This is a genomic window from Arenibacter troitsensis (genome assembly GCF_900177645.1).
GTDB classification, from domain to species: Bacteria; Bacteroidota; Bacteroidia; order Flavobacteriales; family Flavobacteriaceae; genus Arenibacter; species Arenibacter troitsensis.
The window spans coordinates 38,197-53,566 of sequence record NZ_FXAO01000007.1; the positions used below are offsets into that span (position 1 = coordinate 38,197).

Sequence of the window (15,370 nt, forward strand, 5' to 3'; positions counted from 1 at the left end):
TTTGACTTTAGGGGGCTTTACGGAGAACAGGATTTAATTCATTGTCATTGTACATCTTCATCTGCTTGTACACTTTCATGTATTTTTTCCCAGATTCGATATCCTCTAATAATTGATCTATAGCAGAGCAAAGGTCTTTCTTCTGTTCCAAAAGGACATTCAGTTTATTTTGGCATTTTTGGATATGATCTTGAGAGGCATCCGTTCTATTAACTTCCTCCTGCATATGATATATTTTCAGGGCCAAAATGGAAAGTCGGTCTATGGCCCAAGCCGGACTTTCCGTATTTATTGTGGCATCTGTCCTTTTTTCTACCAATTGGTATTTATTTAAAAAGTAACTGTCAATAAATTCTACCAGGTCTGTCCTATCCTGATTACTGGCATCAATCTGTCTTTTTAATTTTAACGCGGCCAATGGTTCAATATTGGGATCACGTATAATATCTTCATAATGCCATTGCACCGTATCTATCCAATTTTTGCGATATAAAAGATGGGATATATCTTCCTTTGGATAGGGGTTGTTGAACTCCTGGGATACATCATCTTTTTGATGATATTTTTCTATGCTTTCTTCAAATATTTTAAATGCAAAATCACTGAACATATAGACAATATTTTACGGTAAAGATACCCTTTATTTAAAAAATGGGTTTTAATATCGGTCATTTTCTTGCCACTCCCATGACCTAACCAATGGTGTATTGGTAGTTGTTTTATTGATTTTCGATTACAGTACCGCAAATGAGCGTTGAGAAGGACGAGTTTGGTGCCTTACTTCATTAGCGCATTGGTCAAAAAAACTATAAAGGGAACTACAACGGATACCATTAAAATAATTTCACGGACACTGTCCTTTTTAATAGACTGGACATAGGTGGTTATAAAAACTACTGCAGGGAAAAAAGTAATTAAAATAGGGTGGGTGTCTGGAGCGGATTTCAATACTTTCACGAGCAATCCTATAAAAAAGAATAGGACTATGAGTCGCATTGTTACTATTTTCCCTACTCCTACACTACCCAGTTTTAAAAAAGCCAAAAAACCGCAAAGTAAAACTATGGAAACATAAAGAAATAAAATGGTGCTATTGCTCCAGTCATAAAAATAAACAGCATTGAACTGAAAATCGAAAAAATAATGATTCCACAAAAATTCCATATTATTGCTGAGCGCCAACACCGCCAACATAATTAGTACCATAGCAATAATTGCAGCGAATGGGACCAGCCAATTTGTGAAGTTTTTTGGTTCGTAAAAGTATATGGCAACAAGTACTACTAAGAGATACAACATGGCCCAGTCATAGAATAAGCTAGCTATCAATATCCAAAAGGAGGCATCAAAAATTTTTAATTTAAGGTTTTTGAGACTACGGAAACTTAAGATTCTACGGATGGCAAGCAATAAAAAAAAACTGCAGAGAATGGCATTGGGGTCTATCAGTACTTCCGGGAAAAGTACAATTAACAGGGTATAAAATAGGATCGCCAAGGAATTGCCTCCAGTGATCTTATTTCTTAGGGCAATAAAATTGACCACAAAAATACTGAACGATAAGAAGGCCAGAATAGCTGTTTGTCCTAATAATTGCTCTGGTGAATAGGTTTTTTGGAATATGAAAAAATGGACAAACCAATAGAAAAAAAATAGGAATACCAGAAGTATTATATAATTTATTGGTTTTGTTCTTCCAAAAATGCTTGAAATCATCCTAGGTTTTTATATTTTTGCATGGTAAATATAATTAAGATGGATTCATTTTTTTACGGTATAGAGGATTTATTTGTAAATGTGCTTTTCGCTCCGTTGGACGCTTTGCGTGCTATGGAGAATTGGTGGGGAGCCAATACATTAAATTGGATTTTTATGCTTATCGGCTCTGCTGCCTTTGTATATTGGATGTTGGAGTTGAAAAAGTACAATGATAGTGGGGAAGAAAATAAAGACGCTACGGCTCATTCTTACTTATAGTAATATGAGGGTTAAGGATTAGATTAATAGTTCTCCAACTTCGAGGGTTCTAACGAAATAGAGTATTTTCAGCCTAATTGGAAAGGTATTTCACACGGGTTAAAATAACATGTTATGTATTGATCTAATAACAATTTTAGTGTTTTAACTTTTACATTCTTTGTATTTCTAATATTGTAGCCCGCATAATCATTTTAGTATTTATCTATGTAGAAATAGTAATACAGTATTACTTTCCAATAATGGCTTTTTGAGGCCTTACCCAAATGTAATTTTGAAATAATTGGAATTCATCATGAATAGGATATTTACGTAAAGATTCCAATTATATAGGATAAACTTATTTTAAAAACAATTCAGTCATTACCTTCCCAGATCTATCAGGCATTGGAAAGCCTAATAATTCTGCGATTGTGCTTGGGATGTCAATTAATTCTCGTTTTATATCTATTACTGCGTTTTGTTTGAAATCCGGACCATGAGCATAAAATAGAATATGTCTACAGCCGTCACAATCATCACCATGTGAACTGAATCCTCCCAAATCATCTAGGTGTCGACCGTGGTCATTTGTAATAAATAAGCTTGTCTTACCCTGGTAAAAGGGATTATTTTCAAGGAACTGCCAAATTTTGTATATATATTCATCAGATGCCCTTAAGCCATCTAAATAGTCGTTCCAATTACCAGTGTGACCCGAGAAATCAGGTTCTCTTAGGTTAATTAAGGTTAATTGTGGTTGGTCATTAGTTAATATTTCCAAAATCTTTTCAAATGTTACAGCATCTTCCCGGTAACCACTTCCTAGCCCATTTACACCACAATTTGTGTTAGGTTGATATTTATTTTTCCAATTAGAATCTACACAATTATTTAGGACTTCCAATTTATCCTTACTGGAAATCATCCAAGTAGAGGCTGCCTTAACATTTTTTGCTTTTCTAAAATTTTGAAATATTGATGAATATTTGGGGATTTCCTTCCCGCTATTATTAAGATCCTGGTAATGTCCAGTGGTAATAGCCGCATGACCCGATATTGTCCAAGTTGGACCATTATTGTAAAAGCTTGTATTTATTATTCCTTTCGATGCCAGTTGGCCGGAGATCTTAGGGATATATTGTTGCGTAATGTCCCCCCATGTTTCGGAGTAACGGGCCCCGTCCATTATTATTACAACAACGTTTTTTGTTTTATAGTTGTTTGGAGGGTAAATAGGAGTCGAATCATCTGTTTCAATAGAGGAATTAGAGCAAGCAGTAAAAACAATCAACAGTAATATAGTTGGCAGGAATCGATAGGCTAGATTCATTATTGGTTCGATTTTAATTGCATTTACAACGCTATAAGACAATTTACTTTTCCTCATTAACAATTCGTATACATTAATAAAATGCTATTATAAATTAAACGGTTTTACCCAATTATTATTTTTAGCATTAATGTTTAATATAAGCACTGCCTAAATTTACTTAAAATTAAGCATGAATCAACAATTAGGAATTCGAAAAGTCTTTAAAGATCGAACCCTAGGTCTTTGCGATAGTACATTTTGTTGAAATGTAGCTTCTCCATGTTTTTATAGGATTTCTTCAGTGCTTCCTTGTAGTTGTAACCATAAGCAGTAACGGCTAAAACCCTGCCCCCATTGGTCAAAACCTTACCTTCTTTTAATTCGGTTCCGGCATGGAATACCACGGCATCTTCAATATTGTCAAAACCTGTTATTTCCATTCCTCTCCTATAAGCTTCCGGATAGCCGCCTGATACTGCCATTACTGTAGTAGCGGCGCGCTCATCTATTTCCAGGTCGATGCCATCAAGGCTTTGGCTAGCAACGGCTTCAAAAACTTCGACTAGATCATTTTTTATTCTTGGTATTACCACTTCAGTTTCAGGATCGCCCATTCGCACGTTATATTCAATTACTTTTGGTTCGTTCCCAACTTTTATCAAACCAATGAACACAAATCCCTTATATGGCAGATTATCCAATTTAAAGCCCTCTACGGTAGGTTTTACGATTCGCTCAAGTACTTTGTCCATAAAAACCTTATCAGCGAAAGGAACGGGCGAAATAGCCCCCATACCCCCGGTATTCAATCCGGTATCACCTTCACCAATTCTTTTATAGTCTTTTGCGGTAGGCAGGACCTTAAAACCTTTACCATCAGTAAGCACAAAACAACTCAGTTCAATACCGTCCAAAAATTCTTCAATGACCACAGTAGTACTGGCAGCACCAAATTTGGAGTCGATCAACATGGTTTTCAGTTCGGCCTTGGCTTCTTGTAGGTCGTTCAGAATCAAAACCCCTTTTCCAGCCGCCAGTCCGTCCGCTTTCAATACAAAAGGAGGCTTAAGGGTTTCCAAAAAATCGTAGCCTTTTTCCAAGGTTTCGGCCGTAAAACTTTCATAGGCCGCGGTAGGAATGTTATGGCGCATCATAAACTCCTTGGCAAATTGCTTGCTGCCTTCGAGGGTAGCTGCTGCTTTTTGTGGACCTATGACAGGGATATTTTGTAAGTCGGTATCGTTGAGGAAAAAATCGTGCACTCCATTCACCAAGGGATCCTCTGGCCCTACAATCACCATTTCGATATTTTCTGAAAGCACACATTTTTTAATGGCCTCAAAATCGTTCACCCCAATGGGGACATTTTTAGCAATGGCGGCGGTTCCTGCATTTCCGGGAGCCACATAAAGATTTTTAAGTTTCGGACTTTGTTTTAGCTTCCAAGCCAAAGTATGTTCGCGCCCTCCGGCACCAAGGATCAAAATGTTCATTCTTAAAAAATTTCCCCAAAAATACGGTTTGAAATGGATATAGGGTATACTTCTATTAAAATATATGGCACTACCTGTAATATAAAGGCCTAAAAAAACCCACCTAAAAGGGTGGGCTTGTTCTATTTTTTATTTCGATCCGAAAAATCACGATGTTCCGTTTTCCTGAGTTCTTCGGCAGTAAGTGTCTTAAAGAAATCCCAAGTTTTCTTCATGCCTTCCTGTCTACTAACTTTAGGTTCCCAGCCCAAAATTTCTTTCGCTTTTGAAATGTCCGGTTGACGCTGCATTGGGTCATCCTGTGGCAAAGGTTTGTAGATTATTTTTTGGTCTGTTCCAGTTAAATTGATGATTTCCTCCGCAAACTCCTTGATGGTAATTTCATGTGGATTGCCAATGTTCACTGGAAGTGAATAGTCGCTCATCAATAGTCTATAAATCCCTTCAATCTCATCATCCACAAAACAGAAAGAACGGGTTTGGGAACCATCCCCAAATACAGTTAAATCTTCACCACGTAGAGCCTGTCCCATGAAAGCGGGAATAACCCTACCGTCATTCAATCTCATTCTAGGTCCATAGGTGTTGAAAATCCTAACAATTCGGGTTTCAACTCCATGAAATCTATGGTAAGCCATGGTAATCGATTCTTGAAATCGTTTGGCTTCGTCATAGACCCCACGCGGGCCAATGGTATTCACATTACCATAATATTCCTCTGTTTGAGGATGAACCAATGGGTCACCATAAATTTCGGAAGTGGAGGCAATTAAGATTCGGGCCTTTTTTTCTTTGGCCAAGCCCAGGAGATTGTGAGTGCCCAGGGCACCTACTTTTAATGTCTGTATAGGGATTTTCAAATAATCTATTGGACTCGCCGGAGAGGCAAAGTGTAATATATAATCCAGATCCCCTGGAATATGCACAAATTTTGTTACATCATGGTGCTGGAATTCAAATTGCTCCAAAGGGAATAGATGTTCAATATTCTTAAGGTCGCCCGTGATCAGGTTATCCATGGCAATTACATAGAAACCTTCTTTAATCATCCTGTCGCATAGGTGTGATCCTAAAAATCCGGCAGCGCCCGTTATAAGTACTTTTTTCATCTAAATAATTATTTTAAGGTCAAATTGATAGCAGTCAAATTTAGTAGGAAAATACTTTGTTAAAAATAAATATGGTTTAATAACCAAAATAATAGGGTAAAGTGTGGTAAACCAGTAAAGCATTAGGTATACTACCAAATATTATCGTCGTCCAAGATAAATTATAACGTATTGTTTTGCCCCTCAATACGCCTTTTTCTCTCCAGAAATTGCATTCATGACAGTTTGAACAATTATTTTAAGATCCATGAACAAGGACCAGTTTTCTATATAGAAAATATCAAATTTAGTTCGATTTAAAATATCTATATCCGTTTCAATTTCACCTCTATACCCTCTTACCTGTGCCAAACCGGTTATACCGGGCTTAACAAAATGACGTAGCATATATTTATCTACTTTATTTGCGAACTCATTGGTGTGTTTGACCATATGGGGTCTAGGGCCAACCACCGACATATTGCCAAATAGCACATTGTAGAACTGTGGAAGTTCATCAATACTTGTTCTTCGGATAAATTTGCCCACCTTGGTAGTGCGCATATCATTTTTTACGGCCATGAGGCTATCAGCATGTTCATTGGGTGCCATGGACCTGAACTTATAACAGTAAAATTCCTTGTTGTCTATTCCATTCCTTTTTTGTCTAAAATATACAGGTCCTTTTGTTTCCAGTCTAATAATTAGGGCAATAATTGGAGCTAGCCAAGATAATATTCCAATTATTACCACAAGAGAAAAAATAATATCAAAAAGTCTTTTTAAGGCGGCGTTCAGAGGATTGTGTAAAGGAATATCCCGCAAGGAAAGAACAGGGATATAATCGTAATATTCGAAAGTGAGTTTTTTGGAAAAAATATTCTTATTGTCCGGAATAAACTTTAAGGTTTTTAAATTATTATCCGCAAAGTTGATGAATTCGGTTATTTGATTGTTCTTTAGTTCTGAAACCGAGCAATAAATTTCGTCGATATTATTCTCCACTATGTAAACGAAAGTCTTATAGATATCAAAAGTGGGATCTGTAGGGCAAAATTGTTTCATAAAATGATATCCAAACTCCCTCCTTTCATTGAATACTTCGATCAACTGATCTGTTTTTTTGTTTTTCCCAATGACCACTACATTTCTCATGTTCCCCTTTACCCTCTCCCGGTATTTCATTAAAAGTACATAGTTTAAGAACTTAATCGTAAATATGGCTAGTCCCACAAAAACAAAATATTCCCCTAGAGCCAATCGGCTCATATTGGGTTGCTTAAAAAAGCCGATAAAGGCGTATAGCACCAAGAAAAAGAAAACGAACTGGTTAAATAGAAGCTTTAATATATACGATACCTTGGTGTATCTATATACTTCATAAAAATTGTTTTTAAATGAGATTATAACCCAAGCAATGGATAGATAACTATGGAAAAGGATTGGGTATTGAAAATTAATAGGTAAAAAGTATGCAAAAAGATTTATCACCAACAAATCAACCCCATATGAAATCGGGGTAATTAAACTGGAATAACGGTGTCTTTTGGAAAACATTAATTTTAAGTTGTGCTATTAAGTTAGCAACTTGGACAAAGATAAATTTAAAAATCAATAATACGAGAAAACTATATTAGTGAACAGTAACTACTAATGTTAAAACAAACAAAGGGTTTAAAAATCTGAATCAATTCTTTGATAGTACTTCCTTTATAACCAAGCCTATAAATTTACTATTCCCAATCAAATAACGTCTCCACATTCGGTTTGGCTCTTGTGCGAACCTGTAGAACCATTCCAGGCCTACTTTTTGCATCCAAATTGGAGCCCGTTTTACTTTTCCGGCTATCACATCAAAACTGCCACCTACCCCCATCACGAAATTAACTTTTTGCAACAAGCCTTTATTTTCATACAGAAAATTTTCTTTTGTAGGAGAACTGATAGCCACAAATAAAATATTGGCACCGCTTTCCCCGATTACTCGTGCGATGGATTGTTCTTCTTCCTTTTTAAAAAATCCATTTCTATAACCAGCAATAATATTAGGAGAAAATTGATCTGAATAAATATTTACTATTTTTTTGACTACCTCCTCTTGCGCCCCAAAGAAAAATATTTTATAGTTTTTTTGGTGAGCCAATTGCACTAGGTTTACCATCAGGTCTATTCCTGCAACACGCTCTTTCAAGGGTTTCCCCAGGACTTTGGAAGCCCATACCACTGCTTGGCCATCAGCATTGATTAGATCACTTTGATTCACGCTTTGACGCAATTTTAAATCGTTTTGCATGGCCACTATTTTTCCAGCATTTACTACTACGTGGTGCAATTGTTTGCCTTCAGAAATTGTATTGTCTACAATCTGTATTGTCTCTCGCATGGAAAGGTTGTGAATGGAAGTATTAAGAATGTTGATTACCTTCATCTAAGTCGAATTCTAATAAATAATAACTAAATGCGTAAAACATCCATGACTGTGCCCAACGAATGTAAGGAATCTTCGAAGTTACCCATTTCTTTTTTTGGTAGTAAAAATAACCTTTGGATGATTGCATATTCTTGGTTGTCCAAAGCAGTACCCTATCCGCCAATTCCCTATTTTCATGTAGAATGCCTAATTTGCTTAAGGTAACAATAAGTTGCGCGGGGGCATGGATATCTATGGGAAAGGTTTTATTATTGTAATATTTAGACACCCCTTCCTCTGTAAAAAAGGTATTCAAATAGTATTTTAAACCTTTTTCAATATATTTTTCAAAGGTTTGATCACCCGACACAACTTGATACCTAAATATACATTCTAAATTATAGCCGGTATGAAAATTATCAATCCACTGATGGAAAGGTAAAGTACCGTATGACCATGCTCCCTCCTTTGTCTGTCTTTTACAAACATATGATACTACTTTTTTAGCTGTATCCAATAAATTATCATCTTCGGTATAAGGATAGATCAAGGACAATAATTTAGCACCTAATAAACCGGCATTATAAACTTGAGTACTATCCAAGGGTGAATAAGAGAAAGTAAAATCTCCCTCCTCATCATAAGTTCTATTCAGATCTTTTAAAATAAATTCGGAACAGCTTAAAGCCGTATCCAATAGTTCTTTTCTATTAGTTAATTTATAGGCTTCAATAAGGGCTTCTCCTATAAATGACGTAGCGACTACCGTGGGTGTATACTTAGGTTGGAAAAATGCCCTGGCTTGCCAGTCAAAATTATATCCCCAACAGGCTCCCGCATAACCACTGGTTTTTAATTCGAGGATTTTGGTAGATAAAAAATTTATCTTTTCAAGATATTCCTCCTTCGGGTCAGTTTTATATAGATTACAGTAACCCGTTAAAAACAATCCTAGCCCTTTTGGATTATAGTCCTTTTTAATTCCAAACAAGGATCTAAAATTAATAGGGTTCCTTTTAAAAAGTTGGATCCAAGCCAATCTCAAAAAGCTGGATTTCCCAAACGGTGTCCTCTGAATTATCCAACTATTGAGACCGTCATAAGGATCCCAGCCTTGATAATTTTCAAATTCGCAGAAATCTTTCAGTTTGTTAAAACTAGATTTAAAAGCCTTATTTTTCATTTGTACTATTAATACCTATAGGGTGGGATAAAAAAACATAAAAAAAGATAAAAAACACTACCCCCTGTTGTCGTGCCAATAAATCCTCAGTAATAAAAAATATGGAACAGATAGCAAGAAAAAGAAGAAATACATAATTACGTGCTTTCTGAGTAAATGGCAAATATAAAATTAAAATTAAAAGTATAAGTCCGATTGTGCCATTTGCACTAAGGGTATACAAATACTGATTATGGGAAGAATATCGTTCTCCTGCACAATAGAAAAATTCATTTTTCACGTATTGATCATAGAGGGCATTTTTATAATCCCCATTGCTCACACCCAAGATTGGGGCATTTTTGAAAACATCTATAGAAGTCTTCCATTTGGCCAAACGTAAATTTAAGGCATTTCTTTCATCTTTTTTATCTGTTATTTTAAATTCAGTATGCTTAAATTTTTCTATTTTGGGATAATGAAAAGGATTCCTTATATAAAATATACTCATTAAGCATAACATTATGAAGGTACTGGCGATCAATGCTTTTCTGCTTCCATTTAGGATTTGAAGTATAAACAGATAAAAAATCAACAAAAAGACAATTATACCAATAAAGGAGTTTAGAAGAAAGATATTAAGGCTGGATAGGGCTGTAATTAGGCCCCATAAAATGTATCTTTTATTTTTGAAATACAAGTCATAAGCGAAAACGAGGCCTAAATTTAAAAATAAAGAAACATAGGTCGGATGCCAGTCCTTAAATACCCTGGTTAATCCGTAATAAGTAAATTTATTGTAAATCGAAGGAGTCAAGAAGATTTCCATTTCCCCTGAAGCCATATAATCTATTATGGAATATAGGTTTGCAAATAGAATGCAAGCAATTAGGGAAAAAATAAAACATTTTTTTATGTTGGAAACCATTTTGTAGGTCAACTTTACTCCAATGAAGGAAATCGGTATTAGGAGATAGGAGATATTTCGTCCAATGAATTTAAATTGGCCGTTAACATTATTGGTGTAAACCAATCCAATCAAAAAAAGCGTAAAAAAGGCAAATAACAATATGGTGCCTTTTGGGATTTCATTAAAAGCGTTATATCCCTTAACGAAAAAGAGCCAATTCACAAATAATAGTGCCACAATAATTCCTTCCAAATTATAGAATCCCGAAGGAATTATCGCAGCTAGTACTGATAGCAACACAGAGTGAATAGAGAATGCCTTTTTTTGTTTAAAGTCTATCATCAATTTTTTGTGGCAACCCAGTTTTTAAACTATCCTGAATCTTAAATGTAACCAGGGTAGTGTTATAAATAGATTCAAAGCTTATAGGACTATTCTTTTCCGAAGTCAACGCATCGATAAACGCCAGTATTTCCTGCTTATGTCCTTTGCCAGCCAACTTTAATTTTTCCACCTTATTTCCACTATGGAAAACCCCATCTCTAAAATCATTGATAATTCCAACTTTCCCAGCACAAAATACCTCTATATGTTCTTTTGGCAAGGATTTATCACCATTGGCCACATATATTAGATTTCCAATGGAACCATCACTAAACTTCACCAAAACGTTAATATTATCAGCAACCGTAATTAATGAATTTTCTGAAGTAATACAATCAGCAAAAATAGAAACAGGTTTTGCATCGGTGAAGAATTGCATTAAATCTATGAAATGGCACATTTCTCCAACTATTCTTCCTCCCCCTACTTCTTCTATCTGCGTCCAATGATCCTTTGGGATATAGCCGGCATTTACCCTAATATTCATAACCAATGGCTCATTAGCTCCTTTCAATCGATTTTTAATTTCTTGGGCAATTGGGGAGAACCTTCGGTTAAATCCAACCATTAGCTTGGAAGTATTCCCGTTATATACCTTTTTAACCTCCTCCAGCTCTGCATAATTCATGGCCAAAGGTTTTTCTACAAATATGTGCTTGTTGGCCTTAATGCCTTCTATAACATATTTCGCATGTGAATTGTGTGGGGTAGCAATGAAGACAGTATTAATTTCCGGGTTAGAATACACATCAGAAGTATTAGAAGATGCCTTGTTAAATCCAAACTTCTCGGCCACATTCTTTGCTGTAATACCTTTGGTTGTAACTACAGTATCCAGTGAGCCATGCCCCGTTTTTACGTAGGGAATCAAATAACTCTGCGCAAAACTTCCTGCCCCTATAAAGCCAGCATTAATTTTGGATATAGGTGTAGCATTTACATTATAAATTGTTTTTAATTTATCTTCATTATCACCGTATTTAAGCAGAATACCTATATGGGGTTCCTTTATTTTTCCCAATACTATATCATATGCCTTTTCAGCCTCTGCAATATCAAACACATGGGTAATTAGTGGTTTGAGATTAATAGTTTTTCTAGCCAATAATTGTAAAAATGCTTCCATGTTCCGTTGTTCGGTCCAACGTACATAGGCATAGGGATAATCGATTCCTTCTTCTTCATAACTTACGTCGTATCTTCCAGGACCGTAAGAACAAGAAAGTTTTAATTCCAGCTCTTTTCTATAGAAGTGCGGGTCTCTTGGGATATCCATTTTAACGGCACCAACAACTATTACTTTTCCTTTTTTCTTTGTAATTTCTGCTGAGAGCTCTATTGGGTCGTTTGTGGGAGCAGCGGCAGTAATAATAACACTGTCAAACCCATGTCCTTTTGTGAAATTTTCAACGGCTGCCATTAAATTTGCTTCATTCCTGAGCATAGATACTATGGCTCCATTCTCCTTGGATATTTCTACCAGTTTTGGAGATAAGTCTATCCCAAATACATTACATCCATTGGCGTTTAAAAGCTGACAGGTAATTTGCCCTAAAAGTCCTAAACCAATAACACAGATATTTTCGCCTAAGGTTGGGTTTGCTTGTCTCACCCCTTGCAACGCTATAGCCCCAAGTGTGGTAAAACTTGCCTCTTCAAAGGTTACACCATCGGGTATTTTGGCTACTAAATTTTGAGGGATTGCCACCACTTCCGCATGGGAGGCGTAATCTTGACCTGCACAGGCGACCCTATCTCCTGGTTTAAATACACCTTTTGTATCCATAGTTGCGTGTACCACACCAGATGTACTATATCCTAGAGCTTTTAAGGAGTCTAATTTGGTTTTAACCTTATCAAGTGTTGCTTTTAAACCTTCCTTTTTAATATTTTGAAGCACTTGTGCTACCAAATCTGGACGTTGTCTGGCCTTCCCTAATAAATTAGCTTTTCCAACACTCACTGTACTTCTTTCTGTTCCTGCACTTATTAGTGAAAACTTATTCTCGACCAACACGGTACCTTTAGAAAGTGATGGTACAGGTACATCATCTACAAACAGTTCTCCAGTTTTAAAATTTTGTATGACTTGTTTCATTTATTAATTGGTCTTAATTATATTCATTTAACATTTTACTTATGGCATCCTTGCAGTCAAAATGGTTGGTAGTATTCTTAAACATTTCGGACACATATAAAGTCGTTAATGCTGTTTTTATTAAATCATTTATACTATAACGGAATTCAGTTTTATTATGATAAAGTTCCATAACATGTCTGTACATTTCATCATGCCCTTTGCTACGGAGAATTTTATTAAAATTCTCCTTTCTCCCATTGTTATGGATTATATATGTTCTTAAATAATCATCAATAAAATATGATTCATCTTTTGTTCTAATTTCTATTTTTTCCTGAACTCCCCTAAGAGCATTACCTTTATCAGAAACTGTAAGATTGACCAATGAGCCATTACTGTAAAGAATTGAGGTTGTGAAGGTTTCATCTTTGGTGTTGCTTTTTAGCATTGTAATTTCGGCGGGTATTTCATCTTCTAACCAATAATTACATAAATCAATCCAATGTGTTAAATTACCCGTTATTCTTGTTCCCTGATTTTGCCAAAAATACCAATGATTTTCACTAATTAAAATTTCTTTTACAGAAATATTGATAATAGCCCTTTGTCCATTAAGCCTTTTCTTTATTATCTGATTTATTTTTATGAATCTTCTATTGTATCCTATTTCAATATTTGCTCCTTTTCTATAAAGGTTTGCCAAATTCGCAATGTCTATTAAAGTAACGCAAGGGGGCTTTTCTATAAATATTAAACTTTTTGGATTTTGATGGTATATTTCTTCTGCAATTCGTGTGTGATCAGAATGATAGGTTGCAATAATGGCCATTGGTTTGGAGACCTTCCTCAAAACATGATAGCTGTCTTGAGGTACAATGCCATTATAAATATAACCATACTTTTTTTTATAAAATGATGAAATATTTGCAATGTAATCAACGCAAAATATTTTTTCAAGTTTTTTTATGTTCGGTGCTATATATACCCTAGAATAATCCCCAAGACCATAGATGAATACCCCTTCTCCAAATATGGTCTCCCCAGAAACCAATTGTGGCAATTCTTTGATTGCTAATTGAATGGTTTTATTTGTGTTTAAGGAATCATCGTAATAGGGTAAAAATTGATTGAACAAGTTATCTGGTATATTCGATGCTTTTGGCACATCATCCCACTCTATAAAAATATTCTTAACTATGAAATCATCAATATTTTCCGACGTTTGAGTACTATAATTTATATATATTTTGTCCTTATATTTTAGTCTTATAGTTGTATGGTATTTATTGAAAACAAATTGTTTGTCTCTTTTAGAATTAATTTTGGCAAAAGTTCTCGAAATACCTTCCGCCATAACAAAAAAAACGAATTTCCTAATTTTATTTTCAACTGCTGGGCGGTCATTGGATTGATTGATTTTGAATTGTTGCACTTCAATTATTTCATCGTAGACCAAATCGCTTAACTTATGAATCTCAATCATTGATTTTTTTGTTAATTATAGTCATAAAAATTTTATGAACATTTTTGTTAAATATGGATGCTGTATATCTTTCATTAAATTGATCAACACAGTTTTTGCTTAATGTTTTTAAATGCTCTTGATCACTTAAAAGTGAAATTATTTTCAGAGCTAATTGTTCGGGGTCGTTTTTCTGTATTATAATTCCGGTTTCATCATCGATGATTTCTGGTATTGCCCCCTCATTAGTTGTTATTACTGGTAATCCATTTTGTAATGCTTCCAATATAACCAATGGGAATGCATCGTTTAATGTAGGATGAACGAATATTTTTGTATTTTCCAGGAAGATGCTTTTCTCTTTTCCCAATTTTTTTCCATGGATAATCACATTTTGTTCTAGTTTATACTTTACAATTAAGCGTTTAACTTCTCTTAAAATTTGATTATTAACCGTATCGCCTACTATGTTGACCTTTATGGTTGGGATATGGTCTTTAACCAGTTTTATAGCCTGCAATAAGATAAATATTCCTTTGGATGGAAATAAATTGGACAAAAATAGCACATCGTCTTTTTTTTCGGTAATAGGAAATGTTTGGATGGGATATTGATTTATAATACCATTGGGTAGAACATATATGATCGCATTTTTTAATTGCAAAGGGTGTAATTCACGTCTTACGAGGCCATCTGAAAGGTGTATTATTGCTGAATTATTAAATACCCATTTATATATGTTTCTAACGAATGGATTTTTTTGGACGTTATCGGATATGCCCTTACCATGCAAATGATATATAGGTTTGATTCTCAATAATTTAATTATAAAAACGAAAATTAGATCTCTGTAAAAAGTGTTATTTGCAGGTGATATGGTAAAGTAAACAAATTGTGGTTTAATTTTAATCCCTTTCAACAAAAGTTCATAGGCTATTTTTAAAGTTCTTAAAACTTTTTTCAGATTGAGTTTTGATAAGGTCGTAAGGTCTTCAGAAAATTTCAATTCTACGACATCCTTTATGTATTCCTCATCAAATATTGATAAATTAAATATATGTTTATTGATAACGGACACTCCATGAACTGGAGGTGGAAACTGTATCAAAA

Annotated in this window: 13 protein-coding genes; 1 reads left to right on the forward strand and 12 read right to left on the reverse strand. The window is 34.9% G+C overall.

Annotated features, from left to right (window positions below):
• Window positions 1-7 precede the first annotated feature (7 nt).
• Window positions 8-610 carry a DUF4254 domain-containing protein gene (locus tag B9Y87_RS15615; protein ID WP_085499917.1) on the reverse strand — a complete coding sequence of 201 codons (603 nt, stop codon included), beginning with the start codon at window positions 608-610 and terminating at the stop codon, window positions 8-10.
• 167 nt (window positions 611-777) lie between these two features.
• Window positions 778-1,716 carry a hypothetical protein gene (locus B9Y87_RS15620; protein WP_085499918.1) on the reverse strand — a complete coding sequence of 313 codons (939 nt, stop codon included), beginning with the start codon at window positions 1,714-1,716 and terminating at the stop codon, window positions 778-780.
• Window positions 1,717-1,755: 39 nt separating this feature from the next.
• Between B9Y87_RS15620 and B9Y87_RS15625 the strand changes: the two genes are divergently transcribed.
• Window positions 1,756-1,977 carry a DUF6341 family protein gene (locus tag B9Y87_RS15625; protein ID WP_085500162.1) on the forward strand — a complete coding sequence of 74 codons (222 nt, stop codon included), beginning with the start codon at window positions 1,756-1,758 and terminating at the stop codon, window positions 1,975-1,977.
• Between the two features lie 340 nt (window positions 1,978-2,317).
• Here B9Y87_RS15625 and B9Y87_RS15630 read toward each other — a convergent pair whose 3' ends face one another.
• The 10 genes from B9Y87_RS15630 to B9Y87_RS15675 form a co-directional block, all read right to left on the reverse strand.
• Complete coding sequence (locus B9Y87_RS15630) at window positions 2,318-3,289, reverse strand: alkaline phosphatase family protein (RefSeq protein WP_176225647.1); 972 nt, start codon at window positions 3,287-3,289, stop codon at window positions 2,318-2,320.
• 203 nt (window positions 3,290-3,492) lie between these two features.
• On the reverse strand, window positions 3,493-4,764 hold the full coding sequence (gene purD / locus B9Y87_RS15635; protein ID WP_085499920.1) for a phosphoribosylamine--glycine ligase: 1,272 nt from the start codon (window positions 4,762-4,764) through the stop codon (window positions 3,493-3,495).
• 122 nt (window positions 4,765-4,886) lie between these two features.
• Window positions 4,887-5,873, reverse strand: coding sequence for a UDP-glucuronic acid decarboxylase family protein (locus tag B9Y87_RS15640; protein ID WP_085499921.1), 987 nt, complete (start codon window positions 5,871-5,873; stop codon window positions 4,887-4,889).
• 183 nt (window positions 5,874-6,056) lie between these two features.
• Window positions 6,057-7,409, reverse strand: coding sequence for an exopolysaccharide biosynthesis polyprenyl glycosylphosphotransferase (locus tag B9Y87_RS15645; RefSeq protein WP_085499922.1), 1,353 nt, complete (start codon window positions 7,407-7,409; stop codon window positions 6,057-6,059).
• Window positions 7,410-7,539: 130 nt separating this feature from the next.
• A complete protein-coding gene (locus B9Y87_RS15650) occupies window positions 7,540-8,280 on the reverse strand; it encodes a WecB/TagA/CpsF family glycosyltransferase (RefSeq protein ID WP_085499923.1) in 741 nt (246 codons plus the stop codon).
• On the reverse strand, window positions 8,258-9,445 hold the full coding sequence (locus B9Y87_RS15655) for a delta-aminolevulinic acid dehydratase (RefSeq protein ID WP_085499924.1): 1,188 nt from the start codon (window positions 9,443-9,445) through the stop codon (window positions 8,258-8,260). The genes B9Y87_RS15650 and B9Y87_RS15655 overlap by 23 nt, the downstream gene beginning before the upstream one ends.
• Window positions 9,435-10,676 carry an O-antigen ligase family protein gene (locus B9Y87_RS15660; RefSeq protein WP_085499925.1) on the reverse strand — a complete coding sequence of 414 codons (1,242 nt, stop codon included), beginning with the start codon at window positions 10,674-10,676 and terminating at the stop codon, window positions 9,435-9,437. The genes B9Y87_RS15655 and B9Y87_RS15660 overlap by 11 nt, the downstream gene beginning before the upstream one ends.
• Window positions 10,663-12,816 carry a bi-domain-containing oxidoreductase gene (locus B9Y87_RS15665; protein WP_085499926.1) on the reverse strand — a complete coding sequence of 718 codons (2,154 nt, stop codon included), beginning with the start codon at window positions 12,814-12,816 and terminating at the stop codon, window positions 10,663-10,665. Before B9Y87_RS15665 ends, B9Y87_RS15660 begins: the two co-directional genes overlap by 14 nt.
• A gap of 13 nt (window positions 12,817-12,829) precedes the next feature.
• On the reverse strand, window positions 12,830-14,281 hold the full coding sequence (locus B9Y87_RS15670; RefSeq protein WP_085499927.1) for a Gfo/Idh/MocA family oxidoreductase: 1,452 nt from the start codon (window positions 14,279-14,281) through the stop codon (window positions 12,830-12,832).
• Window positions 14,274-15,368 (reverse strand): glycosyltransferase family 4 protein, encoded by a 1,095-nt coding sequence (locus B9Y87_RS15675; RefSeq protein WP_176225648.1) that lies wholly within the window; start codon window positions 15,366-15,368, stop codon window positions 14,274-14,276. The genes B9Y87_RS15670 and B9Y87_RS15675 overlap by 8 nt, the downstream gene beginning before the upstream one ends.
• Window positions 15,369-15,370: the final 2 nt, after the last annotated feature.

Bases quoted from the DNA above. Each gene is read 5' to 3' on its own strand.
- B9Y87_RS15665 (WP_085499926.1), bottom strand. From the start codon at position 12,816: ATGAAACAAGTCATACAAAATTTTAAAACTGGAGAACTGTTTGTAGAT.
- B9Y87_RS15620 (WP_085499918.1), bottom strand. From the start codon at position 1,716: ATGATTTCAAGCATTTTTGGAAGAACAAAACCAATAAATTATATAATA.
- B9Y87_RS15640 (WP_085499921.1), bottom strand. From the start codon at position 5,873: ATGAAAAAAGTACTTATAACGGGCGCTGCCGGATTTTTAGGATCACAC.
- B9Y87_RS15630 (WP_176225647.1), bottom strand. From the start codon at position 3,289: ATGAATCTAGCCTATCGATTCCTGCCAACTATATTACTGTTGATTGTT.
- B9Y87_RS15645 (WP_085499922.1), bottom strand. From the start codon at position 7,409: ATGTTTTCCAAAAGACACCGTTATTCCAGTTTAATTACCCCGATTTCA.
- purD (WP_085499920.1), bottom strand. From the start codon at position 4,764: ATGAACATTTTGATCCTTGGTGCCGGAGGGCGCGAACATACTTTGGCT.
- B9Y87_RS15660 (WP_085499925.1), bottom strand. From the start codon at position 10,676: ATGATAGACTTTAAACAAAAAAAGGCATTCTCTATTCACTCTGTGTTG.
- B9Y87_RS15625 (WP_085500162.1), top strand. From the start codon at position 1,756: ATGGATTCATTTTTTTACGGTATAGAGGATTTATTTGTAAATGTGCTT.
- B9Y87_RS15650 (WP_085499923.1), bottom strand. From the start codon at position 8,280: ATGAAGGTAATCAACATTCTTAATACTTCCATTCACAACCTTTCCATG.
- B9Y87_RS15655 (WP_085499924.1), bottom strand. From the start codon at position 9,445: ATGAAAAATAAGGCTTTTAAATCTAGTTTTAACAAACTGAAAGATTTC.
- B9Y87_RS15670 (WP_085499927.1), bottom strand. From the start codon at position 14,281: ATGATTGAGATTCATAAGTTAAGCGATTTGGTCTACGATGAAATAATT.
- B9Y87_RS15615 (WP_085499917.1), bottom strand. From the start codon at position 610: ATGTTCAGTGATTTTGCATTTAAAATATTTGAAGAAAGCATAGAAAAA.